Origin of the sequence: Aeromicrobium sp. MLTX1 (assembly GCF_046452335.1) — a bacterium.
Lineage (GTDB): Bacteria > Actinomycetota > Actinomycetes > Propionibacteriales > Nocardioidaceae > Aeromicrobium.
In genome coordinates this window covers 291,143-314,998 of the sequence record NZ_JBKFDN010000002.1, presented here as the reverse complement: position 1 = coordinate 314,998, position 23,856 = coordinate 291,143, and the positions used below count along the sequence as shown (strand labels likewise).

The following is a 23,856-nucleotide window of genomic DNA, read 5'->3' as shown; positions in this document are numbered from 1 at the left end:
GTGTTGCGATCGTGTTGCGCGGTGCACGGACAGGCCCCCACGGCGCCTCTTGACTACGATGTGGCCCATGACTCGAGGGACTCTCCTGACGCTGACGTGCGCCCTGACGCTGGGCCTCGGGCTCGCCGGATGCGGCGGCGCCGACGAGGACCCCGCGGGTCCGCGGCCCAGCGCGTCCGCCTCGGCCACGCCCACGGCCGACGAGGAGGAGGCGGCCGTGGCCGCCGCGTACACGGCCTTCCTCGAGGAGAAGCGCACGATCGAGAACTCGGGCAACGTGCCGGCCGACGCCTACGAGGCCACGGTCGCGCCGGACCGGATCGAGAAGGAGCGCGCGCTCGCCCGCCAGTACGCCGAGTCCGGACTCGTCCGCGTGGGCCAGTCCGAGGTCAAGGACCCCGAGGTCGTCGACCTGTCCGGCGACAGCGCGACGCTGCTCGTCTGCGAGAACGAGGACGGCTGGGGCTTCAAGCCGAAGGGCCAGGAGGTCCAGTACCCCGAGAACGGCTGGGGACCTCGCGGCATGAAGGTCGTCCGCGTGGACGACCGCTGGCTCGTCGCCGAGACCCTCGACCAGGCCCAGCTGCCCGCGAAGGACTGCGGCGCATGACCGCCCTCGCCCGTCGCCTCGGCGCCCTCCTGACGCTCGTGCTCGTGGCCGGATTCCTCCTGGCCTCCCCCGCTGCCGCGGACCGGGTGTGCCTGAAGGAGGGCCTGATCCAGCAGCCCGACGGCTCGGCGACCTACGGCTGCATCCAGTGGTCGGAAGGTGGCGGCGGAGGCGGCGGCGGAGGAGGCGGCGGCGGCAACCCGACCCCTTCCTGCACCTACCAGGACGTCTACAACGACTTCTGCATGGGCGATCGCGCCTGCTTCATGAACGATCCCGCCGTCTATCAGGACGTCGAGGAGATTCGCGAGCGCGGCGACACGATCTCGGACCAGCCTGACGACGCCGACCACATCATCTACGTCGGCTGCATCGGGCCCGACGGCACCGAGTACCGCAACTGGTACTGGGACACCGAGTTCGAGACCGTCTCGGTGCGCGACCGCCTGCTCGCGGCGTACGGCCGGATCGTCCTGCCGGACGTGACGCCCGTGTTCAACCCGCCGACCCGAACGCTGGTCAACCTCGACACGTGGTGGTGGGCCGAGGGCGCCTCCGCGACTCCGATCGTGGGCTCGGAGGCACTCGGTCTCGTCGCCATCGCCGAGCCGCGCGAGATGACCGTCAGCGCCGCCGGTCAGACGATCAGCTGCCCGGTCGTCACGAGCCGCTCGGACCAGTGCACGATGACGTTCCGCCGCAGCGGCTCACACGTCGCCACGATGCGGATCGTCTACGACATCCGGTTCGAGCTGGACGGCGCGCCGTTCGCGGTGCCGGCGGGCAACGACGAGCTGCTGACGATGGAGTCCAGCGACACCGTCACCGTGCCGGTGCTCGAGGTGCAGTCGCTCGTGACCGACCTGGGCTGAGCCTCACACGTCGGCCGGACGCGGTCCCACGTAGTCGGGGCCGTAGGCGCCGGGAGCGGGGCGTCGCGTCTTCGGCATCGGCTTCTGGCCGGGTGCCAGGCGTCGCGCCGTGACGAGGAACGCCGTGTGCCCGTTCATCTTGTGGTTGGGACGCACGGCCAGGCCCTCGAGGTGCCAGTCGCGCACGAGCGTCTCCCACGCGTGCGGCTCGGTGAAGCCGGCCGACTCGCGCAGCGACTCGACGAAGCGCGACAGCTGCGTGGTGGTGGCGACGTAGCCGCACACGATGCCGCCGGGCACGAGCCGCTCGAGCGCCAGCGGGATGCAGGTCCACGGGTCGACCATGTCGAGGATGATGCGGTCGACCTCGGGGCCGTCCGCCGCGTCGCGCAGGTCGCCGACCGTAAGGGTCCACGTGTCGGGCACGCCGCCGAGCGCCTGCTCGACGTTCTTGCGGGCGGTCTCGGCGAACTCCTCACGCAGCTCGTGCGACTCGAGGTGTCCCTCGGAGCCGATGGCGCGCAGCAGGTAGGAGCTGAGGCTGCCCGATCCGGCGCCGGCCTCGATCACGCGCGCACCGGGGAAGATGTCGGCCTGGACGAGGATCTGGGCCGCGTCCTTGGGGTAGATGATCGCGGCGCCGCGCGGCATCGAGACGACGTACTCGAACAGCAGCGGGCGGAACACCTGGTACGGGAACTCCAGCGACGTCTCGACCACGATGCCCTCAGGCCGGCCGATGATGTCGTCGTGGCGGATCTGGCCCTTCTTGGTGCTGAACTCCTTGCCCGCGACGAGCTGGATGTTGTGTTTGCGGCCCTTGGGATCGGAGAGGCGGATCCATTCGCCCTCGACGAAGGGGCCGGTGCGTTGGTGGTTCATCCGGCTTCACGATAGGCGCGGTCGACGGTGGAGGCGAAGAGGGTCCCCACCACCGTGCCCCGGTCGTCGACGAGCGCGTAGGCGTTCGAGGGATTCTCGGCCATCGCGACCAGCAGGTCGCGTCCCTTGAGGTCGACCGAGATCGGCACGGCGCCCATCGGCGGCGGCTCGGGACGCATGAGCCGCTCGGCCCGCAGTGCGCCGATGCGGGCGAGCGCGACGCCCTGCTTGAGCGCGTACGACGCGCCCTGCCAGAGGAAGAGGGCGACGGCGAGCAACAGCAGGGCACGGCCGGTCGCGAAGGTGTCGTCGCCGAACATCATCTGGACGGCGATGCCGATCAGCACGAGGGCGGCGACGCGACCGATCCAGCCCGCCACGCGCACGCCCTTGGCCTCGCTGCCGGTGACCGCCCAGATGAGGGCGCGCAGCACACGGCCGCCGTCGAGCGGCAGGCCGGGCAGCATGTTGAAGACCGCGATGAGCAGGTTGATGAAGCCGACCGACCACAGCACCGAGTGCGTCGCTCCCGTGCTGATCGCGGCACCCCACAGCGCCGCGATGCCGAGGACGAACGAGCTGAGCGGGCCGACGATCGAGGTGACGAGCTCCTGCCACGGGTGGCGCGAGTCCCCCTCGATCCGGGTCTCGCCGCCGAGCAGGTGCAACTCGACCGCGGACACCCGCATGCCGAACCACAGGGCGGCGGCGAGGTGAGCCAGCTCGTGCAGCAGCACCGAGACGTAGAGGCTGAGGACGAAGACGATCGCGGTCAGGTACGGGTCGGGGCCCGCACCGAGCGACTCGAACTGCGGCGCGAAGACGATCACCAGGATGACGCCCATCACCAGCAGGGAGGGACGCACGACGATGTCCGCGCCCGCGATGCGCGCGATGCGCCAACCGCCACTCATGGGTACAACGTACTGGCGTCGTCGCGGGCGGCTCGCCTTCTGGCGGCAGTGGCGCCGCGCGAGTTCACCGCGTCAGAGATTAGCGAGGCGCCCCAGGTCCTCGAGGCTGAGGTGGGTGAGGCTCGTGATGATCGTGCGACGTGGCGCCTCGGGCACGTTGACCGCGTGCGGGACGGCCACCACGTGGCAGCCGGCGGCGTTCGCGGACGCCGCGCCGGTGCGCGAGTCCTCGATCGCGACGCAGTCGGCGGCCTGCACTCCCAGCAGCTCCGCGGCCCGCAGGTACGGCTCCGGATGCGGCTTGCCGTGCGTGACCGCGTCGCCCGTGACGACGGCGTCGAACCCGAGCGCCTCCACGACCGGCTCCGCGATGTAGTCGTACGACATCGTGACGAGCGCCTGCGGCACACCGGCCTCGCGCAGGGCCGTGATCAGCTCGACCGCGCCGGGGCGCCAGTCCTGCTTCTCGCGCAGTCCTGCCGCGACCTTGTTCCCGAGCCACGCCGTGATCTCCTCGGGCTCCATGTCCGAGCCGATGCGGCGCTTGATGTAGACGGCCGCCTCGCGCAGGTCACTGCCCACGAGGGACAGCGCGTCCTCCTCGGTCCAGACCGCGTCGTGCTGCGCCGCGAGCTCGTACTCGCCGCCGATCCACAGCGGCTCGGTGTCGACGATCGTGCCGTCCATGTCCCACAGGACGGCGGCCGGGAGGTGCGAAGGCGCGTTCATGGTCAGTCTCTCGAGAGGGGGGCACTCACGACCAACGTCTCACGTGCACCTCGGCACTCGGTCGGAGGGACTGCCCGCAAGGGCCCTGCGACGTCAGGGGGCCGAGGTCGCGAGCTCGATGTGGGCGTTCCGGAAGGGTCCCAGCCCTCCGCACGCCCACGACGAGTCCACGAGAGCCCGACCGGAGGCGTGGCGGATGAGCCCGCCTTGCCGGTCGCGGAGCTCGAACGCGTAGACGAGCGGTGCCGAGGAGGAGTACCGGAAGTCCAACGGGTAGACGAGGACGGACGGCAGCGACGGACCGTCGGGCGACACCCGCGGCCGCCCGCCCGTCGAGAACGACTGGCAGCGACCGGACTGGCAGACCTGGCCGACCATCGTGTGAACGTCCGCCGCCGCAGGACCCGTCGGGGTGATCGACAGTCCGTCGTGGTGGAGGACGGCCGGACAGACCTCATTACCGATCGAGCAGGCTCGCACGGCGAACGTCGCGCCGATCGCCACGAACGCGGCGAGCACGCGCGACACGGGCCGACGAGGGGTGACCATCCCGCTCCTCTCGACCAGCGATGCGGCCTGTTGTGATCGGCGGACCCGCCGTGATCTTTGTGCGAGGCTACGGCCATGTCGCGCCGCTCGTCCCGCCTTGCCGGAATCGCGACCGTCGCCGCCGTCCTCCTGGCGGGCCTCCTCTGGGTCCGTGTCGACCGGGACGAGGGTGTGCAGCTCCTGGCCCAGGTCTCCCCCATGGCCGAGTCGCTCGACTCGCCGCACTCGGCACACGTGAGCTTCGACCTGTTCCCGATCTGCCTCTCGGAGCCGGGCGAGGTGACGATCACGGGCGTCGAGCCGATCGAGAAGCGGGGAGGCGTCTCGATCTCCGACTTCAGCACGACCACGTACGACCGGGTCGGCAGGAAGCCCTCCACCGAGCAGGGCCGGATCCGCGATCTGCCCTACCTGCATGGCCCTCGGACGGTCACCGCCGCCTGCCTCGAAGGAGCCCCGAACGACACCGAGCTGGTCGTGGAGATCCATGTCCCGAACCCGCAGGGCCACGGGTTCGTCGAGGGCCTCCGCATCCACTACGTCGACGGGACGGACGAGAAGGTCACCGAGGTGCCCATGACGATCGGCACGTGCCGGACCCCGGAAGGGTGTGCGGGGAGCGACCTCAGGGTCCCGGACCTGGCCGAGGACTTCGCCAACTCCTAGCGGCCCGTGGGTCCACGTTTCGGACACCCCGCCCCTTGAGGCCTAACTCACCTAACCTACTCGTGTTTGACCACTACGGGCGTCGGAGCGAGGTGACATGGGGATCGTCGTGGCCTTCGCGCTGGCGGGCGGACTGGCTCAGCTCGTCGACGGCACCCTCGGCATGGGCTTTGGCGTCACGTCGGCCACGGTGCTGCTGTTCATGGGCGTCGCGCCGGTCACGGCGAGCGCCGCCACCCACGCCGCGAAGCTGCCGACGACGCTGATCAGCGGGATCTCGCACTGGCGTGAGGGCAACATCGACACCGCCGTCCTGGTGCGCGTCGCACTGCCCGGAGCCGTGGGCGGGTTCCTGGGCGCCGTCGTGCTCACCAACATCAGCCTCGCCTCGGCGAAGGGCTGGATGTCGGGCCTGCTGCTCTTCTTCGGCCTCGTGATCTTCGCCCGGTTCGGCCTCGGTGTCCGGCTCATCCCGACGCCCAGGAACGGCCACACCGCGCGGTGGCTCTCCCCCATCGGCCTGCTCGGCGGCTTCGTCGACGCCACCGGCGGCGGTGGCTGGGGGCCCGTCGTCACCCCCAGCCTGATGACCGTCACCCGTCACGAGCCGCGCCAGGTCGTGGGCACCGTCAACGCCGCCGAGTTCCTGGTCGCCGTCTCCGTCTCGTTCGGCTTCCTCACCGGCGCCGCGCAGCATGGGATCCCGTGGCTGCCCGTCATCGGGCTCGCTCTCGGCGGCGCGATCATGGCCCCCATCGCCGCGCGCCTCGCCGGTCGACTCCCCCACGCGCCGATGGGCACGATGGTCGGCGGCATGGTGATCCTCGTCAACGGCGTCACGATCATCGCCGCCCTCGGCGGCCTCCCGAGCTGGCTCGATGCGCTGCTGATTCTGGTCGCGGTCGCCGTTACCGGCACCGTCGCGGTCAAGGCGTGGCGCCGCGAGCAGGCCGACCGCCGCGCCACCGTGCTCGCCCCGACCTCCTGAGCCTGCCGCGCGAACGCGCGATGATGTCGTGATGACCACCGTGGAGCTCCGGCCCTGGTCCGACCGAGACCTTCCGCTGCTCGTGCGCGGCAACGACCCGGCGATGACCACGCACCTCGCGGGTCCCGAGAGCGACGACGAGGTTCACGACCGACACGCGAGGTACCTACGACTCTGGCGGGAGGGAACCGCGCGGATGTTCGTGATCGTCGGCGACGGAGCACCGGTCGGCGCGATCGGGTGGTGGAGGACCGACTGGCATGGTCGCGCGGTCCTGGAGACCGGATGGTTCGTCCTGTCCGAAGCCCAGGGCCGTGGCATAGCCCGCCGCGCGGTCGAGCTGATCATCGAGGACGCGAGGGTGCACGGCGGCGGGCGCGCCCTCACCGCCTTCCCCGCCGTGGGGAACGGCCCGTCGAACGCACTCTGCCGCGGCGCCGGATTCACGAACCACGGAGTCGAGGCCTTCGAGTTCCGGGGCGAGACCCTGTCGGTCAACGCCTGGGTTCTCGAGCTCGCGGCGCCTCCGCCCTCCTGACGAGGCTCAGGCCGGACGGCGGGCGACGACCTCGATCCAGCGAGTCGGGGCCTCGATCGGGTCGGGTCCGAAGTGACGCCTCAGGGCGGCCTCGGCGATCCCCGTCGCCTCCTCGAGGTCGATGGTCGCGTGGCGCTCGATCGCCAGCCGCAGCGGCGTGCCGTGGCAGAAGGCCTTCGCGGCGTCTGCCGCCGTCGTGCGGCTCGTCCCGGCCAGCGACCTGATCGTGGCGTCCGGCATCCCGGCCTCCTCCAGGTCGTCGCGCAGGTGCGGGACGTGGAAGTAGCCGTGCGGCAGGCGGCTCATGAAGTCCAGCGGCTCGTGCGGGGTCGCCGTGACGAGGGCGGAGTGGATGACCCACGGGACCTCGCTGGTCTCGATCCGGTCCCAGATGGTGTACGCGAGGGTGCCGCCGGGTCGCAGCACCCGCCGCGCCTCGCGGAGCCCCCGCACGCGATCAGGCAGGAACATGACCCCGAACTGGCACACGACGACATCGAACTCCTCGTCGTCGTACGGCAGGTCGAGCGCATCGGCCTGGCGCCACCGGACGTCGCCCGCGTCCTGCGCCCGCGCCGTGTCCAGCATCGAGTCGCTGAGGTCGGTGGCGGTGAGGCGAGCCTCGGGACAGCTCCGCGCCAGGGCGCGGGTGAGCACGCCCGTCCCCGCGGCGGTCTCGAGGACGTCGGCCGGGGCGGTCTCCGCCACCACGCGGGCGAGGTGCTCGGCCGGCTCCTCGAAGATCATCGGGACGAGGAGCCGCTGGTAGACCTCCGCGATGCCGGCGTGGAACTGCGCGTCCGGGCTCGCCGGGGAACCTGCGCCCATCTTCGCAAGGTACGCCGCCGCCGCAGCCGCGACAATGCGTCGGACGGGCCCTAGCGCGACGTGAGCGTCAGCGGCTTCGACGCGATGCGGAACGTGTCCGCGTCGCCGCCCCAGATCCACTTGTACGTGTGCGTGCCCTTCGGCTGCTTGATCGTGTAGATCTTCGACTTCCCGAGCTTCACGTAGAGGAACTTGATGCGCTTGCCGTCGCGGTAGAGCGAGAGGCGCAGCGGCTTGTCGCGCCAGAGGTCGAACTCGGCGCGCGTGCGGTAGGTGTTGCCGATGCGGACCCCGAACCGCACCTCGCCCGGACCGGCGAGCGGCACGCCGTTCCTCACGTAGCCGCGGTCGCGCAGGAAGGTCGACCAGTGCACCTTGGTCACCAGCTTGACGTTGCGGACGACCTCCCCGGGCTTCGAGATCCTGACCAGCGACGGGAACGTCACCTTCGGGATGTTGTCCGAGAAGTCCTGCCGGCCTGTCAACGGCCACGTGCCGGTCGGCAGGCCGCGCAGCGTCAGGATGCCGCGAGCGTCCGTGAACGAGTAGCGCTCGCCGAACACCGGGCTGGCCGCTCCCTTGGCCTCGACGAGGTAGCGCGGCAGGCGGTGGCCGGACGGCGTGGAGACGGTGGCGCGCACCGTGCCGCCGCGGGCCACCTCGAGCGTGCCGAGCGACGTCGTGCCCTCCTGCACCGTCACCGAGACGGGATCGACCCACGTGTACTTCACCGGGTTCGGCTCCCAGTAGAAGCTGTCGGTGAAGAACTCCTCCGCGACCAGCGTGTACCGGCCGGGCGCGGCCGCGGTCGTCGTGACCTCGCCGGTCGCCGAGGTCACGAGGTCGATCGGGGCACCGCCCGCGGCCGGCGTCAGCCGGACCTTCATGCCCTTCACCGGGCGGTCGAGGTCGTCCACGATCCGGCCGGTCACCTGCGTCGCAGGCGCCTCGGCCGCGGCCGGCTGCATCGCCGTCGCCGCCAGCACCATCGTCATGACGGCCACCACGGCCGCTGCCCATCCCCGCATGCTCGATCCCCCCGGACCTGTCGTCGGACTCCTTCCGCGAGGGTACGTCGCCGCGTGAGGCGTGTCACGGCTGTGACGGGTGGGAACAACGGTCCGCCTCGGGACGTTGGGGGTCACTGTCGCCCACGACGACCCGTCCCCCACCGAACGACCGCACAGGAGCACTGTGACCACCACCGCCACCTCGGCACCGTCCACCCCGGGCACCGACCGCTCAGGCCGCCTCATCGCGCTCCTGGTCGGCTCGGCCTTCGTCGTGATCCTCAACGAGACGATCATGAGCGTCGCGCTGCCCGAGCTGATGCGGGAGTTCGAGGTCCAGGCGACGACGGCGCAGTGGCTGACCACGGCGTTCCTGCTGACGATGGCCGTGGTCATCCCGATCACGGGCTACCTGCTGACGCGCTTCCCGCTGCGCCGGGTCTTCATGGCGGCGATGATCTCCTTCACCGCCGGCACCCTGCTGGCCGCGCTCGCGCCCACCTTCGGCGTGCTCGTCGCCGCCCGCGCGGTCCAGGCGGTCGGCACCGCGCTGATGATGCCGCTGCTGATCACGACGATCCTCAACCTGGTGCCGGCGGACCGCCGCGGTCGCATGATGGGCACCGTCTCGATCGTCATCTCCGTCGCACCCGCGATCGGCCCGACGATCTCGGGCATCGTCCTCGACCAGCTCGACTGGCGCTGGATGTTCTGGCTCGTGCTCCCGATCGCCGTCGTGGCGCTCGTCCTGGGCGCGGCGTGGGTGCGCAACGTGACCGAGCCGGTCGACGTCCCGATCGACGTGCCCTCCGTCGTCCTCTCGGCGCTCGCGTTCGGCGGCCTCATCTACGGCCTCAGCAGCATCGGCGAGGCCGCCGCGGGCGAGGTGCCCGTGTCGCCGTGGATCCCGATCGTCGTGGGCGCCCTGGCCCTCGTCGTGTTCGTGCTGCGCCAGCTGTCGCTGCGCGAGCGGGCGCTGCTGGACCTGCGCACCTTCGCGCACCGCAGCTTCTCGATCGCGGTCGTCCTCGTCGCCGTCAGCATGATGGCGCTGTTCGGCACGCTGATCCTGCTGCCGATCTACCTCCAGACCGTGCTCGGCCTCAGCACGCTCGACACGGGGCTCGTGCTGCTGCCCGGCGGTCTGGTCATGGGCCTGCTGGCACCGTTCGTCGGCCGCCTGTTCGACCAGTACGGCCCCCGCCCGCTGGTCGCCCCCGGTGCCGCGATCACCTCGGCCGCCCTGTGGTCGATGTCGATGTTCGACACGGGCACGTCGCAGGGCCTCGTCGTCGCGGTGCACGTCGCGATGAGCGTCGGCCTCGCGCTGATGTTCACGCCGCTGCTCACCTCGGCGCTGGGCTCGCTGCCGCACCACCTCTACTCCCACGGCAGCGCGACCGTCTCGACGCTGCAGCAGGTCGCCGGCGCCGCCGGCACCGCGCTGTTCGTCACCGTGATGACGCGCCGCTCCGTGGCCGAGCTCGAGACGGGCACGTCGGTCGTCGACGCCACCGCCGCGGGCGTCCACGCCGCGCTGTTCTACGGCGGCGCGATCTCCGCGATCGCGGTGGTCGTGGCGCTCTTCGTGCGGAACACGAAGGCCGAGCCGGCCGAGGCCGTCGAGCCCGCGTCGCACTGACGATCCGGGCGTCATCGCCCCTCGTCGAGGGTGGCGTTCCACTCTGCGGCGGCTCCCGGTTACCGGCCGGGAACTACCGTAGAGTGAACGCCATCGTTCGGAACCTTCCCGAGGCCCAGGCGAGCCCGCCGCCGGCTGAAGGTTCCCAGCATCCGTTCGTCGATGCCCCGAGGATTCTTCGCCCATGACCGAGTTCGTCCCCCAGTTCCGTCCCGACGCCACCGCCGCTCTCACCGAGGCGATGGCGCGACGGATCCTCGTGCTCGACGGCGCCATGGGCACCGCCATCCAGCGCGACCGGCCCGACGAGGCCGGCTACCGCGGCGAGCGCTTCGCGCAGTGGTCGTGCGACGTCCAGGGCAACAACGACCTCCTCACCCTGACCCAGCCCGAGATCATCGCGAGCATCCACCGCGAGTACCTCGAGGCCGGCGCCGACATCATCGAGACCAACACGTTCAACGCGAACGCGATCTCGCTGCGCGACTACGACATGGTCGACCTCGCCTACGAGCTGAACTTCGCCTCCGCGCGGCTCGCCCGCGAGGCCGCGGACGCCGTCGGCACGCCCGAGCACCCGCGCTACGTGGCCGGCGCGCTCGGCCCCACCACGCGCACCGCGTCGATCTCCCCCGACGTCAACGACCCGGGCGCCCGCAACGTCACGTGGGACGAGCTCGTCGACGCCTACCTCGTCGCCGCGCGCGGCCTGGTCGACGGCGGCGCCGACCTGCTGATGATCGAGACGATCTTCGACACCCTCAACGCGAAGGCCGCGATCTTCGCCGTCGAGACGCTGTTCGAGCAGACCGGTCGCCGCTGGCCCGTCGTCATCTCCGGCACCATCACCGACGCGTCGGGCCGCACGCTCTCGGGGCAGACGGTCGAGGCCTTCTGGCACTCGATCCGCCACGTGAGCCCGCTGCTCGTGGGCCTGAACTGCGCCCTGGGCGCCGACGAGATGCGCCCCTACATCGCCGAGCTCTCGCGCATCGCCGACTGTCACATCTCCTGCTACCCCAACGCGGGCCTGCCGAACGCGTTCGGCGAGTACGACGAGTCGCCCGACCAGACGGCCGGCATCCTGCGCGAGTTCGCCGAGAGCGGCTTCTTCAACGTCGTCGGCGGCTGCTGCGGCACCACGCCGGCCCACATCGGCCGCATCGCCTCGGTCGTCGACGGCCTGCCCCCGCGCGAGCTGCCCGAGATCGCCCCGGCGCTGCGCCTCTCGGGTCTCGAGCCCGTCACCGTCACCGAGGACTCCCTGTTCGTCAACGTCGGCGAGCGCACGAACATCACGGGCTCGGCCCGCTTCCGGAACCTCATCAAGGCCGAGGACTACCCCGCGGCCCTCGCGGTGGCGCTGCAGCAGGTCGAGAACGGCGCGCAGGTCATCGACATCAACATGGACGAGGGCATGATCGACGGCGTCGCCGCGATGGACCGCTTCTGCAAGCTGATCGCGGCCGAGCCCGACATCAGCCGGGTGCCGGTCATGGTCGACTCCTCAAAGTTCGAGGTCATCGAGACCGGCCTCAAGGCCATCCAGGGCAAGTGCATCGTCAACTCGATCTCCCTCAAGGAGGGCGAGGAGAAGTTCGTCGACCAGGCCCGCCTGTGCCGCAAGTACGGCGCGGCCGTCGTGGTCATGGGCTTCGACGAGGACGGCCAGGCCGACAACCTCGAGCGCCGCAAGCAGATCAGCGAGCGCGCCTACCGGATCCTGACCGAGGAGGTCGGCTTCCCGGCCGAGGACATCATCTTCGACCCCAACGTCTTCGCGGTCGCCACGGGCATCGAGGAGCACGCCGAGTACGGTCTGGACTTCATCGAGGCCACGCGCTGGATCAAGCAGAACCTGCCCGGCGCGCTCGTCTCGGGCGGCGTCTCCAACGTCTCCTTCTCGTTCCGCGGCAACAACCCCGTGCGCGAGGCCATCCACGCCGTCTTCCTGTTCCACGCGATCGGCGCGGGCATGGACATGGGCATCGTGAACGCCGGCGCGCTGGTGCCGTACGACACCGTGCCCACCGAGCTGCGCGACCGCATCGAGGACGTCGTCCTCAACCGTCGCGACGACGCCACCGAGCGCCTCCTCGAGATCGCCTCGGACTACGCCGGCGACGGAGAGAAGGCCGAGGCGGCCACCGAGGAGTGGCGCGACCTGCCCGTCGGCGAGCGCATCACGCACGCCCTCGTGAAGGGCATCGACGCCCACGTCGAGTCCGACACTGAGGAGCTCCGCCAGCTGATCTCCGACCGCGGCGGGCGCCCCATCGAGGTCATCGAGGGCCCCCTCATGGACGGCATGAACGTCGTCGGCGACCTCTTCGGCGCGGGCAAGATGTTCCTGCCCCAGGTCGTGAAGTCGGCACGTGTCATGAAGAAGGCCGTCGCCTACCTCATCCCGTTCATCGAGGCCGAGAAGTCGCCCGAGGACGCGGGCAACAGCAACGGCACCGTCGTCATGGCCACGGTCAAGGGCGACGTGCACGACATCGGCAAGAACATCGTCGGCGTCGTCCTGCAGTGCAACAACTACGACGTCATCGACCTCGGTGTCATGGTGCCGGCGCAGAAGATCCTCGACGCCGCGCGCGAGCACGACGCCGACGTCATCGGCCTGTCCGGCCTCATCACGCCGTCGCTCGACGAGATGGAGAGCTTCGCCGCCGAGATGGCGCGCCAGGACTTCGACATCCCGCTGCTGATCGGCGGCGCCACCACGTCGCGCGCCCACACCGCCGTCAAGGTCGACCGCAAGTACCCCGGCCCCGTCGTGTGGGTGAAGGACGCCTCGCGCTCGGTGCCGGTCGTGGCCGCGCTGCTCTCGGACGAGCAGCGCCCGAAGCTGATGGCCGACATCAAGACCGACTACGACGCGCTGCGCGAGCGCCACGCCAACCGCGGCGACGCGCGCACGATCCTGCCGCTCGAGGCCGCGCGCGAGGGCCAGACGCCGCTCGACTGGTCGGACTACACGCCTCCCGCGCCCGCGAAGGTCGGCATCCACGAGTTCGGCCCGTACCCGCTGGGCGAGCTGCGCGAGTACATCGACTGGCAGCCGTTCTTCAACGCGTGGGAGATGAAGGGCTCGTTCCCCGACATCCTGAACTCCCCCACGCACGGCGAGGCGGCGCGCAAGCTCTACGACGACGCCAACGAGATGCTCGACCGCATCATCGCCGAGGACTGGCTGACCGCCCGCGGCATCGCCGGCCTGTTCCCCGCGGCGCGCGAGGGCGACAGCACGATCGTCTACGCCGACGAGTCGCGCACCACCGAGCTCACGCGGCTGCACCACCTGCGCCAGCAGACCGAGCACCGCCGCGGCGTCCCGCACCGCTCGCTGGCCGACTTCGTCGCGCCGCTCGAGACGGGCCTGCCCGACTACGTGGGCGCCTTCGCGGTCACCGCCGGCCTGGGCAGCACCGAGCGCGTCGCCGCGTTCAAGGCCGAGCTCGACGACTACTCCGCGATCATGGTCGAGGCGCTGGCCGACCGGCTCGCCGAGGCGTTCGCAGAGCGCCTCCACGAGCGGGTGCGCACCGAGCTGTGGGGCTACTCCCCCGACGAGAAGCTCTCGAACACCGAGCTCATCAAGGAGAAGTACGACGGCATCCGGCCGGCGCCGGGCTACCCCGCGTGCCCCGAGCACACCGAGAAGCGCACCATCTGGGAGCTGCTCGACGTCGAGGCGCGCACGGGCATCGAGCTGACCGAGAGCATGGCCATGTGGCCGGGCGCCTCGGTGAGCGGCCTGTACTTCTCGCACCCGCAGTCGCAGTACTTCGTGGTGGGCCGGATCGGGCGCGACCAGGTCCAGGACTACGCCGAGCGCAAGGGCTGGACGATCGCGGAGGCCGAGCGATGGCTGTCGCCGAACCTCGGCTATCGAACCGAGGATGAGTAGGCTGAAGGCGTGACCGACGCCGACATCGCCCGCCTGAGGAACCCTTGGATGGTGGCCGCCTTCGAGGGCTGGAACGATGCGGCCGATGCCGCGACGAGCACCGTCGACCACCTCCTCGAGGAGTGGGACGCCGAGATCTTCGCCGAGCTCGACCCGCAGGAGTTCTACGACTTCCAGGCGGTGCGGCCCGTCATCGCGCCCTCGGACAACGGCACGCGCGACATCGTGTGGCCCACGCCCACGCTGTACCTCGCCCATCCCCCGCGCCACGACCGCGACGTGCTGCTGCTGCGCGCCGTCGAGCCGAACTACCGCTGGCAGGCGTTCTGCGCCACCGTGGTGGACCTCGCGCAGGCCGCGGGCGTGCACGAGCTGATCACCCTCGGCGCGCTGCTGGCCGACACGCCGCACACGCGCCCCGTGCCGGTCACCGGCTCGACGAACGATCCGGTGATGATGGAGCGGCTCTCGCTCGACCAGTCGCGCTACAGCGGCCCCATCGGCATCACCACCGTGCTCGGCGACGTCGCCGCGCGCGCGGGGCTGGCCACGGCCGGCATCTGGGCCGCGGTGCCGCACTACGTCGCCGAGCCGCCCTGCTACAAGGCCACGCTGGGCCTGCTGGGCGCCCTCGAGGACGCCATCGGCGTGGGCCTGCCCCAGGGCGTGCTGCGCGAGATGTCCGACGCCTGGCAGCGCGGCGCCGACGACCTCATGGAGCAGGACGAGGACCTGCTCGAGTACGTCCGCACCCTCGAGAACGAGCGCGACGCCGGCGAGCCGCCCGAGGCCTCCGGCGACGCGATCGCCCGGGAGTTCGAGCGCTACCTGCGCCGGCGCCCCACCGAGGACTCCTGACACCCGGTCCCCTTCGTGGGCGGTGAGCAGTCAACCCTTCCCACGGGCGGGCGGTGACTGGTCAACCCCATGAGGGGTCCTTGAGGTTGACCACGCACCGCTCCCCAGCGGTCAGAGCGCGACGCCGAGCAGCGCGTCGACGGCGGCGCGCACCGTGCGCGGGCCGTCCACGTCGGTGCCCTGCGTGGCGGCCCACTCGTCGACGGCCGCGAGGGCGGCCGGCGCGTCGAGGTCGTTCGCCAGCGCCGCGCGCAGCTGCTCAACGAGCTCCTCGCCCGAGGGGCCGGCCGAGCGGTCGGCCGCGGCGCGCCACGTGGCGAGGCGCTGCTCGGCGGCCTCGATCGCGTCGGCGAACCACTCCCAGTCCTCGCGGTAGTGGTGCGCCAGCAGCGCGAGCCGGATCGCCATGGGGTCGTGACCCGCGGCGCGCAGCTTCGAGACGAGCACCAGGTTGCCCTTGGACTTGCTCATCTTCTCGCCCTCGTAGCCGACCATGCCGGCGTGGACGTAGGCGCGCGCGAAGGGCTCGCCCGTGGCGGCCTCGGCCTCGGCGGCCGACATCTCGTGGTGCGGGAAGACCAGGTCGGAGCCGCCACCCTGGACGTCGAACGCCGTGCCGAGGTGGTGCAGCGCGATCGCGGCGCACTCGATGTGCCACCCGGGGCGGCCGCGGCCGAGCTCGGTGTCCCACGCGGGCTCACCGGGACGCTCGGCCTGCCACAGCAGACAGTCGAGCGGGTCGCGCTTGCCGGCGCGGTCGGGGTCGCCGCCGCGCTCGGGGAAGATCCGCAGCATCGTCTCGGTGTCGAACCCGGAGACCTCGCCGAACTTCGCCGACGAGCGGACCTCGAAGTACAGGTCGTCGTCGACCCGGTAGACGCCGCCGGTCTTCTCCAGCCGGCGCACGAGGTCGACGACGAGCGGGATCGACTCCACGGCGCCGATGTAGTTCCCGGGCGGCAGGATGCGCAGTGCGGTCATGTCCTCGCGGAACAGCTGGGTCTCGCGCTCGGCCAGCTGCACCCAGTCGATGCCCGTGGCGTTCGCGCGCTCGAGCAGCGGGTCGTCGACGTCGGTGACGTTCTGCGTGTAGTGGACCTCGAGGCCCTGGTCGAGCCACTGGCGCTGCAGCAGGTCGAAGGCGAGGTAGGTGTTCGCGTGCCCGAGGTGCGTGGCGTCGTAGGGCGTGATGCCGCAGACGTAGAGGCGCGCGGCGCCGTCGGGGGCCGACGGGACCACCGCGCGGCGGGCCGTGTCGTGGACGTGGAGCTGCGGTCCCGTACCGAGCCCGGAGTCCGAGAGTCGTGGGATCGGCGGGCGGGACCAACTCTGCATGTCGTCGAGCCTATCGGGAGCCTGAAGTCCACAATGAGCAGGTGATCATGGATTGCGCGGTGTATCTCGACGGAGTGCGCGAGGAGACCGACCGCGACCCCGAGACGCTGGACGACACGCTGGCCGAGCTGACCGGCCACGACTTCCTCTGGATCGGCGTCAGCGAGCCCACGCACGAGGAGATGGAGCGTCTGGGCGGCGCCCTCGGCCTGCACCCGCTGGCGATCGAGGACACCCTCGCACCGCACCAGCGGCCGCGTGTGGACCGGTTCAGCGACCACCTGTTCCTGTCGCTGCGGATCGTCTCCTACAGCGACGACGACATCACCACGAGCGAGGTCAACATCTGCCTCGGGCGGAACTACGTGCTGACGGTGCGGCACGGCGGGCCCGCGCTGTCGACGGCTCGCCACCGGGCCGAGCGGGTGCCCGAGCGGCTCAGGCAGGGCCCGATCGCGGCCGTGCACGCCGTGGTGGACGCGATCGTGGACCGGTACGAGGACGTCGCCGGCGAGCTCGTCACCGACGTCGAGGAGGTCGAGACCTCCGTGTTCTCGGCCGACCGCACCCGCGACTCGGCCCGCATCTACCGGCTCAAGCGCGAGACCCTGGAGTTCCGGCACGCCGTCGCTCCCCTGCGCGACCCGATCCTGCGCTTCGCCCAGGTGGCCGAGCCCGAGGACCTGCGCCCGTACTTCCGCGACATCGCCGACCACCTCCAGCGCGCCCTCGACGCCATCGACTCGATCGACTCGCTGCTCACCAACGCCCTCAACGCCCACCTCGCCCAGCTGAGCGTGCAGCAGAACGAGGACATGCGGAAGCTCACCGCCGGCGCCACGCTGTTCGCCATCCCCACAGCCGTCGCCGGGATCTACGGGATGAACTTCGAGCACATGCCCGAGCTCACCTGGACCTACGGCTACCCCATCTGCCTCGCCGCCATGGGCGCCGCCTGCTTCTACGTCTACCGGCGCTTCAAGAAGTCCGGCTGGCTCTAGACGAAAGATGATGCCTTTCGCCCCGCTGCGGTACCCGAATGCATCATCTTGCGTTCCCAAGCCGCGCCCGCGGCGGATCTTGTGGCGCTGAGGCCCAGATATGGGCCCAGACGGCACAAGATCGGGTCAGCGCGGGCGCTCGGTGAGCCAGCGCCGAACCGCGCCGACCGGCCCGCGCTCGCGAGTTGCCCGCGGCTCGGCGAAGGCGCCGGGGTCCTTGGCGATCCGATCGCGCAGCGCCGACTCGAGTGCCTCGTCGTCGGGAACGAGGGCGGAGTACCGCGCATTGGACTCCTGCTCGAGGACGTCCAGGCCGTCGTCGCCGATCGCCGGATCCTCGGCGCGAGCCGCGGCCTCCCGGATCAGGGCCGCGACCTCGCCGAGTCCCAGCCACTCGAAGCCGGCTAGACCGGTCTCGAGCTCGCCGAGGGCTGACAGGGACTCGGTCGCATGCAGGACCCCGCCGTTCTCCACGAGACCGTGCACGCGCAGAACGGCGTGCAGGGCGACGTCGCCGGGGAGCCGCGACGCGGGCTTCGCGTTCAACGCGCGGTGCCAGATCCCATCCACCGAGTTCATCCGCCCATCATCCCGGAGCGGACGAACGATAAGGCCTTTCGCCCCGCTGCGGTACCCAAATGCCTCATCGTTCGTCCCAGCCCCGCCGGACCAGCGGTCAGGCGGCGACGGCGCCGGTGAGGACGCCGGCGGCGAGCAGGATGAGCACGAGGGAGCCGAGGGCCACGCGGTAGATGACGAACGGCTTGTACGAGTGGTTGCTGACGTACTTGAGCAGCCAGTGGATGACGGCGAGGCCCACGACGAACGAGACCGCCGTGCCGACGAGCGTGGGCACGGTGCCGTAGGCGTTCTCGCCGCCCGGGATGTCCTTGAGCTTGTAGACGCCGGCGCCCACCACGGCGGGGATCGCCAGCAGGAACGCGTAGCGCGTGGCGGCCTGGCGCTCGTAGCCCAGGAACAGTCCCATCGAGATCGTGGCGCCCGAGCGGGAAACGCCCGGCACGAGCGCGCACGACTGCGCGAAGCCGAGCAGGATCGCGTCGCGCGTGGAGAGGTCGGCGATCGGCTTGGTCTTGCGGCCCAGCTTCTCCGCGAGGCCCAGCACGAGGCCCATGCCGATGAGCATGGCGCCGATGAACCACAGGTTGCGGAACTCGCTGTCGATCAGGTCCTCCAGCAGCAGGCCCAGGATCACGATCGGGGTCGAGCCGATGATGATGAACCAGCCCATGCGCCACTCGGACGCGCGGCGGGCCTCGGCGCTGAACAGGCCCTTCACCCACCCGGAGCCGATGGTCCAGATGTCGCGCCAGAAGTAGAGGACGACCGCCAGCTCGGTGCCGATCTGGACCACGGCGGTGTACGCGGCGCCGGGGTCCTCCCAGCCGAGCAGCTGCGGCACGATCGCCAGGTGCGCGCTGCTCGAGATCGGGAGGAATTCGGTCAGGCCCTGGACGATGCCCAGGACGACGGAGCGCAGCAGATCCACCGTGCGAGCCTACACAGCAAAGTTCAGGCCACCGACTAACCTCATCCGCATGCAGGTGCGTCGACTCGGCGGTTCCGGACTCCAGGTGTCGCGACTCGCTCTCGGGACCATGTCCTGGGGTGCGGCAGTAGACGAGTACGCCGCCGACGAGCAGCTGAGACTCTTCCTCGACTCGGGCGGCACCCTGCTCGACACCGCCCCCATCTATGGCGACGGCTCGTGCGAGCGCGTCATCGGCGCCCTGCTCGACAAGCACGGCGTCCGCGACGAGCTCGTGCTGGCCGGCAAGGCCGGGGTCGCGCGCCGTGACGGTCGCGTCGTCACCGACGGCTCCCTGCGCTCGCTGCTGCGCCAGCTCGACCAGTCGCTCGCCGACCTCGGCACCGACCACCTCGACCTGTGGCAGATCCACCGCTGGGACGACTCCGTCCCCGTCGACGAGACGATGGCGGCACTCGACCAGGCGATCCGCTCGGGCAAGGTCCGCTACGCGGGCATCAGCAACTTCACCGGCTGGCAGACCGTGGCCGCCCAGCACGCGTTCAGCCGGCTCGGCGGCGGCGTGCCCCTGGTCAGCACCCAGGTCGAGTACTCGCTGCTGCGACGCGAGCCCGAGATCGAGGTCGTCCCGGCCGCGGAGCACGCGGGCCTGAGCATCCTCGCGTGGTCGCCGCTGGGACGCGGCGTCCTGACCGGCAAGTACCGCGGTGGCGTCCCCTCCGACTCGCGGGCGGCCGACGCCCGCTGGGAGGCGTTCGTCGCGCCCCACCTGACCCCGTCCAAGGCCCGCGTCGTGGACGCTCTCGCGGCGGCCGCCGAGGGCCTCGGCGTCCCGATCTCGCACGTGGCGCTGACCTGGCTGCGCGACCAGCCGCACGTCGGCGCCGCGATCGTCGGCGCCCGCACCACCGCCCAGCTCCAGGAGTCCCTGGGCTCCGAGCTGCTCGACCTGCCCCACGAGATCGTCGCCGCGCTGAGCGACGTGTCCGAAGGAGTCCGATGATCGAGTACGAGTTCTGGGACGTCGCCATCTCGCGCACCAAGTCGCGCCACGCCGTGTGCCAGTGGCTGACACAGGCGGCCGAGTTCCAGGGCTGGGAGCTCGACCGCCTGCGCAAGGACCCCACCGGTCACCGCACGGTCCGGCTGCGGCGCAAGGTCATCCGGATGCGCGCCACCGTCTGACGGTCAGGCGTCGTCCGTCTCGCCGCGACTGCGGCGCAGCGCGCGGGCCCGGCGGACGTCCTCCTCGTACTTCTTGCGGTCCTTCTCGATCTTCGTGGTGTCGCGCGGAGGCAGCTGGATCTCCTCCTCGGCCGGCAGGCCGGCCTGCAGCTCACGACCCCGCTCGAGCTCGGCGTCGAGCTCGGCGCCGAAGATGAGCGCCAGGTTCGTGATCCACAGCCACAGCAGGAACACGATGACGCCGGCCAGCGAGCCGTACGTGCGGTCGTAGTTCGAGAAGTTGGCCACGTAGAGGCCGAACAGGGCCGACGCGATCAGCCACGTCACGATCGCGACCACGGCGCCCACGCTGATCCAGCGGAACCGAGGCTGCCTGACGTTCGGCGTGACGTAGTAGAGCAGCGCCACGATGAGCACCACGACGCACAGCATCACGGGCCACTTGGCGATGTTCCAGACCGTCACGGCTGTCTCGCCGATCCCGAGGGCGTTGCCGACCGCCTCGGCCGCGGGGCCGGTGAGCACGAGGCTCAGCCCCACGAGCGCCGTCAGCAGGACCGTCACCAGGGTCAGCACCAGCATGACCGGGCGCAGCTTCCAGAACGGACGTCCCTCGTCGATCTCGTAGATGCGGTTCATGCCGCGCGAGAACGCGTTGACGTAGGCCGAGGCCGACCACAGGGCGGCCGCGAGTCCGATGACGAAGCCGAGACCCGAGTTCTGGTTCTCCCCCAGCTGGCGCAGGGTCGGCTCCAGCGTGTCGGCGGCGCCGGAGGCACCGACGTCGCGCAGCACCTGGAGCATCGCGTCGACCGTGTCCGCGCTGCGGCCCGTCAGGCCGACGAGCGAGAGCACCGCCAACAGTCCCGGGAACAGGGCCAGCACCGAGTAGTACGTCAGCGCTGCCGCCAGGTCGGTCCCCTGGTCCTCGGAGAACTCCCGGGCGGTCTTGCGGAAGACGTACATCCACGGCCGCTTCTTGAGCTCCTTCGGGGAGTCGGGGCCGTGCTGCTGGCCGGGCTCGGACATCAGCGGCCCCGGCGCAGCGAGCGGAGCACGAGGCTCGCGACGTACAGCGACAGGAGGCCGCCGGCGAGTGCCAGCACCTCTGGCCGTGGCTTGCCGTCGGAGTCGACGACCTGCGTCTTCGCGGACTCGGTGAACTCGTGCGCGGACTCCTTCGCCCGGCTCTTGACGTCGAACTTCGCGGCGAGCTCGTCGACGGTGTCCGCGAGCTGCTCGCGGGTGCGCTCCACGTCCTCGCGGAGCACTTCGGATTCGTGCGGATCGGTCATGGGGTCCTCCGGATCAGTGGTCTCGGGCGTGGCGCACGGCGTCGACGTCGGCCTTGACGCTCTCCACCGTCGCCTGGGGCACGGGGGCGCCGGCCTCCTGCACGCGGTTCTTGCCCATCAGGGCGGCGACGCCGGCGATGACGAACAGCACCACCGCGACGATCAGCGCGGCGATCCAGACGTCCATCGCGAGCGACAGCGCCGCGATGATCGCGGCGATCAGCGCGCCGAGGCCGTACAGCGCGATCAGGCCTCCGGCGCCGATGATGCCGGCGCCGACGCCTGCTCGCTTGGCCTTGCTGGAGACCTCGATCTGGGCGAGCCGCATCTCGTCCCGGACGAGCGTCTTGAGCTCGTCGGTCAGGCGCGAGATGAGCTCGCCCGTCGAGGCCTCGTGACCGGGCTCGTGGTGGCTCATCGGCCGCCGGCCCCGGTTTCCGAGCCGTCCGTGCCGGAGCCGGTCGAGCCGGTCCCGCCGGAGCCGAAGCTGCTGCCGCCGGAGCTCGAGCCGAAGCCGGATCCGCTGCTGCGGGAGCCCGAGCCGCTGCCCGAGTCGCTGCCGCTCATCCCCGGCACGTGCTCCTGGGCGGCGTGCTGCGCCTTGTCGGCCACGTCCTGGACCCGCGGGTCCTTCCACAGGCTCTGCGCCTTCTGGACGATCTGGTCGTACCGCTCGCGTCCCGAACGCGTCCCGAGCACGTATCCGGCCGCGGCGCCTACGAGGAACGTCAGCTTTCGGGCCATGGTGGCCACCTCCACTCGATCGACTGTGACTCTTGCGTCGAGGGAGTACCCCGCCCCTGCGGAGGTATGCGGGGTCAGGCCAGATCGAGGAACTCGTCGAAGACCCGCGTGCCGAACTGCAGCGCGTCGACCGGCACGCGCTCGTCGACGCCGTGGAACAGCGCCGTGAAGTCGAGGTCGGCGGGCAGCCGCAGCGGCACGAAGCCGTAGGACGTCATGCCGAGCTTGTGCCACGCCTTCGCGTCGGTGCCGCCGGACATGAGGAACGGTGCGACGTGCGCCTCGGGGTCGTGCTTGAGCAGCGACACGGTCATCGCGTCGACGAGGTCGCCCTCGAAGCCGTACTCGAGCGGGATGTCCTGGTGGTACGGCTCGACCCGCACGCCCTCGCCGACGATGTCCTGCACGCGCGACGCGAACGTCTCGTGGTGTCCGGGCAGCGGACGGCCGTCGACGTAGGCGACGGCCTCCCCCGGAACGACGTTGTGCTTGTAGCCGGCCTGCGCCATCGTCGTGTTCGTCGAGTTCCGCAGGCCGGAGCCGATCATCCGCACGGCGGGCCCGAAGTGCTCGAGGAGCTCGTCGGGCGTGCCCTCGGTGCCGCTCAGCTCGCGCACCTTGTCCAGCAGCAGTCGCATCGAGGGGCCGGGCTCGACGGGCCACTCGTGCTCGCCGATCCGGACGAGCGCCCGGGCGAGGTGGGTGATCGCGTTGTCGGGGTTGGCCATCGAGCCGTGGCCGGCCGTGCCGGTGGCCGTCAGCCGCAGCCAGGCGATGCCCTTCTCCCCCGACTCGAGCAGGTAGAGGCGCTTGCCGGCGACCTCGGTGGAGAACCCGCCGACCTCGCCGACGGCCTCGGTGCAGCCCTCGAACCACTCGGGGTGCTCGGCCACGAGCCAGTGGGCGCCGAGCTGTCCGCCGGCCTCCTCGTCGGCCGTGAAGACCAGCAGGATCGGCCGGCCGGGGATGCGGCCCGCGCGCTGGCGCTCGCGCACCACGGCCAGCAGGATCGCGTCGAAGTCCTTCATGTCCACGGCGCCGCGGCCCACGACGTAGTCGTCGACGATCTCGGCGGCGAACGGGTCGACCGACCAGTCCGCGGCCTGGGCGGGCACGACGTCGAGGTGGCCGTGGACCACGAGTCCGGGGCGCGAGGAGCTCTGGTCGCCCCAGCGCGCCAGCACCGACGCGCGTCCGGACTCCGACTCGAGGATCGTCGACTCGATGCCGACCTCGGCGAGACTGGCGGCGACGTACTCGGCGGCGGCGCGCTCGCCCGGGCCCGAGGAGTCCCCGTAGTTGGACGTGTCGATCCGGATCAGGTCACGGCAGAGGTCGACGACCTCGTTCTCGGCGGCGGACATGCGTCCAGCCTAGTCAGGCCAGCAGACGGCGCAGGACCGTCGAGACCATGAGGCCCAGCAGCCGCCGTGTGACCGGGTCGAGCAGGCGCGGCACGCCGATGACGCTGACGTCCTCGTCCCACGTCACGGTCGACCCCGTGCCGTGCGGCTCGACCGTGATCGTGGCGCTCCCCCGGACGATCCGGCCGCGCTTCACGAGGTCGACGCGGTGCGGAGGGTCCCACGCCGTCACGTCCATCGGGTCGTCGAAGCCGACGGGTCCGATCGCGGTCCGGGCCGTGAAGCCGTCGGGGCGCGTCGTGATCGTCGTGAGGGGCACGCGGTGGCGCTCCCAGTCGGTCACGCGGGCGAACGCCGACTCGACGTCGTGGTGTGACGTGTACCTCACTACCGTCCTGGCCATACGGACAGCGTAGAGTTGAA

The 23,856-nt window shown here is 71.0% G+C and carries 26 protein-coding genes; 11 read left to right on the top strand and 15 right to left on the bottom strand.

Translation table 11 applies throughout. From position 1 onward, the window contains the following. Positions 1 to 67 precede the first annotated feature (67 nt). Together ACK99Q_RS12040 and ACK99Q_RS12035 are read left to right on the top strand one after the other, a co-directional pair. Positions 68 to 610, top strand: coding sequence for a hypothetical protein (locus ACK99Q_RS12040; protein ID WP_410186370.1), 543 nt, complete (start codon positions 68 to 70; stop codon positions 608 to 610). After that, positions 607 to 1,482, top strand: coding sequence for a hypothetical protein (locus ACK99Q_RS12035; protein ID WP_410186369.1), 876 nt, complete (start codon positions 607 to 609; stop codon positions 1,480 to 1,482). Before ACK99Q_RS12040 ends, ACK99Q_RS12035 begins: the two co-directional genes overlap by 4 nt. 3 nt (positions 1,483 to 1,485) lie before the next feature. Here the strand turns inward: ACK99Q_RS12035 and ACK99Q_RS12030 are convergent, their stop codons facing one another. The 4 genes from ACK99Q_RS12030 to ACK99Q_RS12015 all read right to left on the bottom strand — a co-directional run bounded on the left by ACK99Q_RS12030 (position 1,486) and on the right by ACK99Q_RS12015 (position 4,556). Next, complete coding sequence (locus tag ACK99Q_RS12030; protein ID WP_410186368.1) at positions 1,486 to 2,364, bottom strand: tRNA (adenine-N1)-methyltransferase; 879 nt, start codon at positions 2,362 to 2,364, stop codon at positions 1,486 to 1,488. Continuing rightward, positions 2,361 to 3,278, bottom strand: coding sequence for a M50 family metallopeptidase (locus tag ACK99Q_RS12025; protein WP_410186367.1), 918 nt, complete (start codon positions 3,276 to 3,278; stop codon positions 2,361 to 2,363). The genes ACK99Q_RS12030 and ACK99Q_RS12025 overlap by 4 nt, the downstream gene beginning before the upstream one ends. A 72-nt stretch (positions 3,279 to 3,350) precedes the next feature. Then, complete coding sequence (locus ACK99Q_RS12020) at positions 3,351 to 4,007, bottom strand: HAD family hydrolase (RefSeq protein WP_410186366.1); 657 nt, start codon at positions 4,005 to 4,007, stop codon at positions 3,351 to 3,353. Positions 4,008 to 4,100: 93 nt separating this feature from the next. Then, positions 4,101 to 4,556, bottom strand: coding sequence for a hypothetical protein (locus ACK99Q_RS12015; protein WP_410186365.1), 456 nt, complete (start codon positions 4,554 to 4,556; stop codon positions 4,101 to 4,103). A gap of 75 nt (positions 4,557 to 4,631) precedes the next feature. On the opposite strand from ACK99Q_RS12015, the gene ACK99Q_RS12010 reads away from it, so the two are divergent. The 3 genes from ACK99Q_RS12010 to ACK99Q_RS12000 all read left to right on the top strand — a co-directional run bounded on the left by ACK99Q_RS12010 (position 4,632) and on the right by ACK99Q_RS12000 (position 6,748). Then, positions 4,632 to 5,222 (top strand): hypothetical protein, encoded by a 591-nt coding sequence (locus tag ACK99Q_RS12010; protein ID WP_410186364.1) that lies wholly within the window; start codon positions 4,632 to 4,634, stop codon positions 5,220 to 5,222. 97 nt (positions 5,223 to 5,319) lie between these two features. Beyond that, positions 5,320 to 6,210: a sulfite exporter TauE/SafE family protein gene (locus ACK99Q_RS12005; RefSeq protein WP_410186363.1), complete on the top strand. Its 891-nt coding sequence runs from the start codon at positions 5,320 to 5,322 to the stop codon at positions 6,208 to 6,210. Positions 6,211 to 6,241: 31 nt separating this feature from the next. Continuing rightward, a complete protein-coding gene (locus ACK99Q_RS12000; protein WP_410186362.1) occupies positions 6,242 to 6,748 on the top strand; it encodes a GNAT family N-acetyltransferase in 507 nt (168 codons plus the stop codon). Positions 6,749 to 6,754: 6 nt separating this feature from the next. Here the strand turns inward: ACK99Q_RS12000 and ACK99Q_RS11995 are convergent, their stop codons facing one another. After that, positions 6,755 to 7,576, bottom strand: a complete 822-nt coding sequence (locus ACK99Q_RS11995) for a class I SAM-dependent methyltransferase (RefSeq protein ID WP_410186361.1) — start codon at positions 7,574 to 7,576, stop codon at positions 6,755 to 6,757. 50 nt (positions 7,577 to 7,626) lie between these two features. Next, positions 7,627 to 8,604: a carboxypeptidase-like regulatory domain-containing protein gene (locus ACK99Q_RS11990; protein WP_410186360.1), complete on the bottom strand. Its 978-nt coding sequence runs from the start codon at positions 8,602 to 8,604 to the stop codon at positions 7,627 to 7,629. Between the two features lie 166 nt (positions 8,605 to 8,770). On the opposite strand from ACK99Q_RS11990, the gene ACK99Q_RS11985 reads away from it, so the two are divergent. The 3 genes from ACK99Q_RS11985 to ACK99Q_RS11975 all read left to right on the top strand — a co-directional run bounded on the left by ACK99Q_RS11985 (position 8,771) and on the right by ACK99Q_RS11975 (position 14,999). Further along, positions 8,771 to 10,228: an MDR family MFS transporter gene (locus tag ACK99Q_RS11985; protein ID WP_410186359.1), complete on the top strand. Its 1,458-nt coding sequence runs from the start codon at positions 8,771 to 8,773 to the stop codon at positions 10,226 to 10,228. Positions 10,229 to 10,412: 184 nt separating this feature from the next. Next, the gene (metH, locus tag ACK99Q_RS11980; protein WP_410186358.1) at positions 10,413 to 14,141 is read left to right on the top strand and encodes a methionine synthase; all 3,729 of its coding nucleotides are present in this window, start codon (positions 10,413 to 10,415) and stop codon (positions 14,139 to 14,141) included. Between the two features lie 9 nt (positions 14,142 to 14,150). Then, complete coding sequence (locus tag ACK99Q_RS11975) at positions 14,151 to 14,999, top strand: PAC2 family protein (protein ID WP_410186357.1); 849 nt, start codon at positions 14,151 to 14,153, stop codon at positions 14,997 to 14,999. Positions 15,000 to 15,110: 111 nt separating this feature from the next. Here the strand turns inward: ACK99Q_RS11975 and mshC are convergent, their stop codons facing one another. Further along, entirely contained in the window at positions 15,111 to 16,334 is a 1,224-nt protein-coding gene (gene mshC, locus ACK99Q_RS11970) for a cysteine--1-D-myo-inosityl 2-amino-2-deoxy-alpha-D-glucopyranoside ligase (protein ID WP_410186356.1), read from the bottom strand. A gap of 59 nt (positions 16,335 to 16,393) precedes the next feature. Here mshC and corA point away from each other — a divergent pair, with 59 nt between their 5' ends. Further along, on the top strand, positions 16,394 to 17,335 hold the full coding sequence (corA, locus tag ACK99Q_RS11965) for a magnesium/cobalt transporter CorA (RefSeq protein ID WP_410186355.1): 942 nt from the start codon (positions 16,394 to 16,396) through the stop codon (positions 17,333 to 17,335). 126 nt (positions 17,336 to 17,461) lie between these two features. Here corA and ACK99Q_RS11960 read toward each other — a convergent pair whose 3' ends face one another. Beyond that, entirely contained in the window at positions 17,462 to 17,914 is a 453-nt protein-coding gene (locus ACK99Q_RS11960; protein ID WP_410186354.1) for a hypothetical protein, read from the bottom strand. Positions 17,915 to 18,011: 97 nt separating this feature from the next. Beyond that, the gene (locus tag ACK99Q_RS11955; RefSeq protein WP_410186353.1) at positions 18,012 to 18,845 is read right to left on the bottom strand and encodes an undecaprenyl-diphosphate phosphatase; all 834 of its coding nucleotides are present in this window, start codon (positions 18,843 to 18,845) and stop codon (positions 18,012 to 18,014) included. A 49-nt stretch (positions 18,846 to 18,894) separates the two neighbouring features. On the opposite strand from ACK99Q_RS11955, the gene ACK99Q_RS11950 reads away from it, so the two are divergent. Both ACK99Q_RS11950 and ACK99Q_RS11945 read left to right on the top strand, forming a co-directional pair. Continuing rightward, positions 18,895 to 19,848 (top strand): aldo/keto reductase, encoded by a 954-nt coding sequence (locus tag ACK99Q_RS11950; RefSeq protein ID WP_410186352.1) that lies wholly within the window; start codon positions 18,895 to 18,897, stop codon positions 19,846 to 19,848. Then, on the top strand, positions 19,845 to 20,030 hold the full coding sequence (locus ACK99Q_RS11945; RefSeq protein WP_410186351.1) for a DUF5703 family protein: 186 nt from the start codon (positions 19,845 to 19,847) through the stop codon (positions 20,028 to 20,030). The genes ACK99Q_RS11950 and ACK99Q_RS11945 overlap by 4 nt, the downstream gene beginning before the upstream one ends. Positions 20,031 to 20,033: 3 nt before the next feature. Here ACK99Q_RS11945 and ACK99Q_RS11940 read toward each other — a convergent pair whose 3' ends face one another. The 6 genes from ACK99Q_RS11940 to ACK99Q_RS11915 all read right to left on the bottom strand — a co-directional run bounded on the left by ACK99Q_RS11940 (position 20,034) and on the right by ACK99Q_RS11915 (position 23,836). Then, positions 20,034 to 21,059: a YihY/virulence factor BrkB family protein gene (locus tag ACK99Q_RS11940; protein ID WP_410186350.1), complete on the bottom strand. Its 1,026-nt coding sequence runs from the start codon at positions 21,057 to 21,059 to the stop codon at positions 20,034 to 20,036. Further along, positions 21,059 to 21,325 carry a DUF3618 domain-containing protein gene (locus tag ACK99Q_RS11935; protein WP_410186349.1) on the bottom strand — a complete coding sequence of 89 codons (267 nt, stop codon included), beginning with the start codon at positions 21,323 to 21,325 and terminating at the stop codon, positions 21,059 to 21,061. Before ACK99Q_RS11935 ends, ACK99Q_RS11940 begins: the two co-directional genes overlap by 1 nt. A 13-nt stretch (positions 21,326 to 21,338) precedes the next feature. After that, positions 21,339 to 21,743, bottom strand: coding sequence for a phage holin family protein (locus ACK99Q_RS11930; protein WP_410186348.1), 405 nt, complete (start codon positions 21,741 to 21,743; stop codon positions 21,339 to 21,341). Next, entirely contained in the window at positions 21,740 to 22,069 is a 330-nt protein-coding gene (locus tag ACK99Q_RS11925) for a YtxH domain-containing protein (RefSeq protein WP_410186347.1), read from the bottom strand. The genes ACK99Q_RS11930 and ACK99Q_RS11925 overlap by 4 nt, the downstream gene beginning before the upstream one ends. 74 nt (positions 22,070 to 22,143) lie before the next feature. Further along, positions 22,144 to 23,433 carry a M20/M25/M40 family metallo-hydrolase gene (locus ACK99Q_RS11920; RefSeq protein ID WP_410186346.1) on the bottom strand — a complete coding sequence of 430 codons (1,290 nt, stop codon included), beginning with the start codon at positions 23,431 to 23,433 and terminating at the stop codon, positions 22,144 to 22,146. Positions 23,434 to 23,446: 13 nt separating this feature from the next. Then, positions 23,447 to 23,836, bottom strand: a complete 390-nt coding sequence (locus ACK99Q_RS11915) for an SRPBCC family protein (protein ID WP_410186345.1) — start codon at positions 23,834 to 23,836, stop codon at positions 23,447 to 23,449. Positions 23,837 to 23,856 lie beyond the last annotated feature (20 nt).

Excerpts from the sequence above, each read along its gene's own strand:
- ACK99Q_RS12040 (WP_410186370.1), top strand. The coding sequence starts at position 68 with ATGACTCGAGGGACTCTCCTGACGCTGACGTGCGCCCTGACGCTGGGC.
- ACK99Q_RS12035 (WP_410186369.1), top strand. The coding sequence starts at position 607 with ATGACCGCCCTCGCCCGTCGCCTCGGCGCCCTCCTGACGCTCGTGCTC.
- ACK99Q_RS12030 (WP_410186368.1), bottom strand. The coding sequence starts at position 2,364 with ATGAACCACCAACGCACCGGCCCCTTCGTCGAGGGCGAATGGATCCGC.
- ACK99Q_RS12025 (WP_410186367.1), bottom strand. The coding sequence starts at position 3,278 with ATGAGTGGCGGTTGGCGCATCGCGCGCATCGCGGGCGCGGACATCGTC.
- ACK99Q_RS12020 (WP_410186366.1), bottom strand. The coding sequence starts at position 4,007 with ATGAACGCGCCTTCGCACCTCCCGGCCGCCGTCCTGTGGGACATGGAC.
- ACK99Q_RS12015 (WP_410186365.1), bottom strand. The coding sequence starts at position 4,556 with ATGGTCACCCCTCGTCGGCCCGTGTCGCGCGTGCTCGCCGCGTTCGTG.
- ACK99Q_RS12010 (WP_410186364.1), top strand. The coding sequence starts at position 4,632 with ATGTCGCGCCGCTCGTCCCGCCTTGCCGGAATCGCGACCGTCGCCGCC.
- ACK99Q_RS12005 (WP_410186363.1), top strand. The coding sequence starts at position 5,320 with ATGGGGATCGTCGTGGCCTTCGCGCTGGCGGGCGGACTGGCTCAGCTC.
- ACK99Q_RS12000 (WP_410186362.1), top strand. The coding sequence starts at position 6,242 with ATGACCACCGTGGAGCTCCGGCCCTGGTCCGACCGAGACCTTCCGCTG.
- ACK99Q_RS11995 (WP_410186361.1), bottom strand. The coding sequence starts at position 7,576 with ATGGGCGCAGGTTCCCCGGCGAGCCCGGACGCGCAGTTCCACGCCGGC.
- ACK99Q_RS11990 (WP_410186360.1), bottom strand. The coding sequence starts at position 8,604 with ATGCGGGGATGGGCAGCGGCCGTGGTGGCCGTCATGACGATGGTGCTG.
- metH (WP_410186358.1), top strand. The coding sequence starts at position 10,413 with ATGACCGAGTTCGTCCCCCAGTTCCGTCCCGACGCCACCGCCGCTCTC.
- mshC (WP_410186356.1), bottom strand. The coding sequence starts at position 16,334 with ATGCAGAGTTGGTCCCGCCCGCCGATCCCACGACTCTCGGACTCCGGG.
- ACK99Q_RS11960 (WP_410186354.1), bottom strand. The coding sequence starts at position 17,914 with ATGAACTCGGTGGATGGGATCTGGCACCGCGCGTTGAACGCGAAGCCC.
- ACK99Q_RS11950 (WP_410186352.1), top strand. The coding sequence starts at position 18,895 with ATGCAGGTGCGTCGACTCGGCGGTTCCGGACTCCAGGTGTCGCGACTC.
- ACK99Q_RS11945 (WP_410186351.1), top strand. The coding sequence starts at position 19,845 with ATGATCGAGTACGAGTTCTGGGACGTCGCCATCTCGCGCACCAAGTCG.
- ACK99Q_RS11940 (WP_410186350.1), bottom strand. The coding sequence starts at position 21,059 with ATGTCCGAGCCCGGCCAGCAGCACGGCCCCGACTCCCCGAAGGAGCTC.
- ACK99Q_RS11935 (WP_410186349.1), bottom strand. The coding sequence starts at position 21,325 with ATGACCGATCCGCACGAATCCGAAGTGCTCCGCGAGGACGTGGAGCGC.
- ACK99Q_RS11930 (WP_410186348.1), bottom strand. The coding sequence starts at position 21,743 with ATGAGCCACCACGAGCCCGGTCACGAGGCCTCGACGGGCGAGCTCATC.
- ACK99Q_RS11925 (WP_410186347.1), bottom strand. The coding sequence starts at position 22,069 with ATGGCCCGAAAGCTGACGTTCCTCGTAGGCGCCGCGGCCGGATACGTG.
- ACK99Q_RS11920 (WP_410186346.1), bottom strand. The coding sequence starts at position 23,433 with ATGTCCGCCGCCGAGAACGAGGTCGTCGACCTCTGCCGTGACCTGATC.
- ACK99Q_RS11915 (WP_410186345.1), bottom strand. The coding sequence starts at position 23,836 with ATGGCCAGGACGGTAGTGAGGTACACGTCACACCACGACGTCGAGTCG.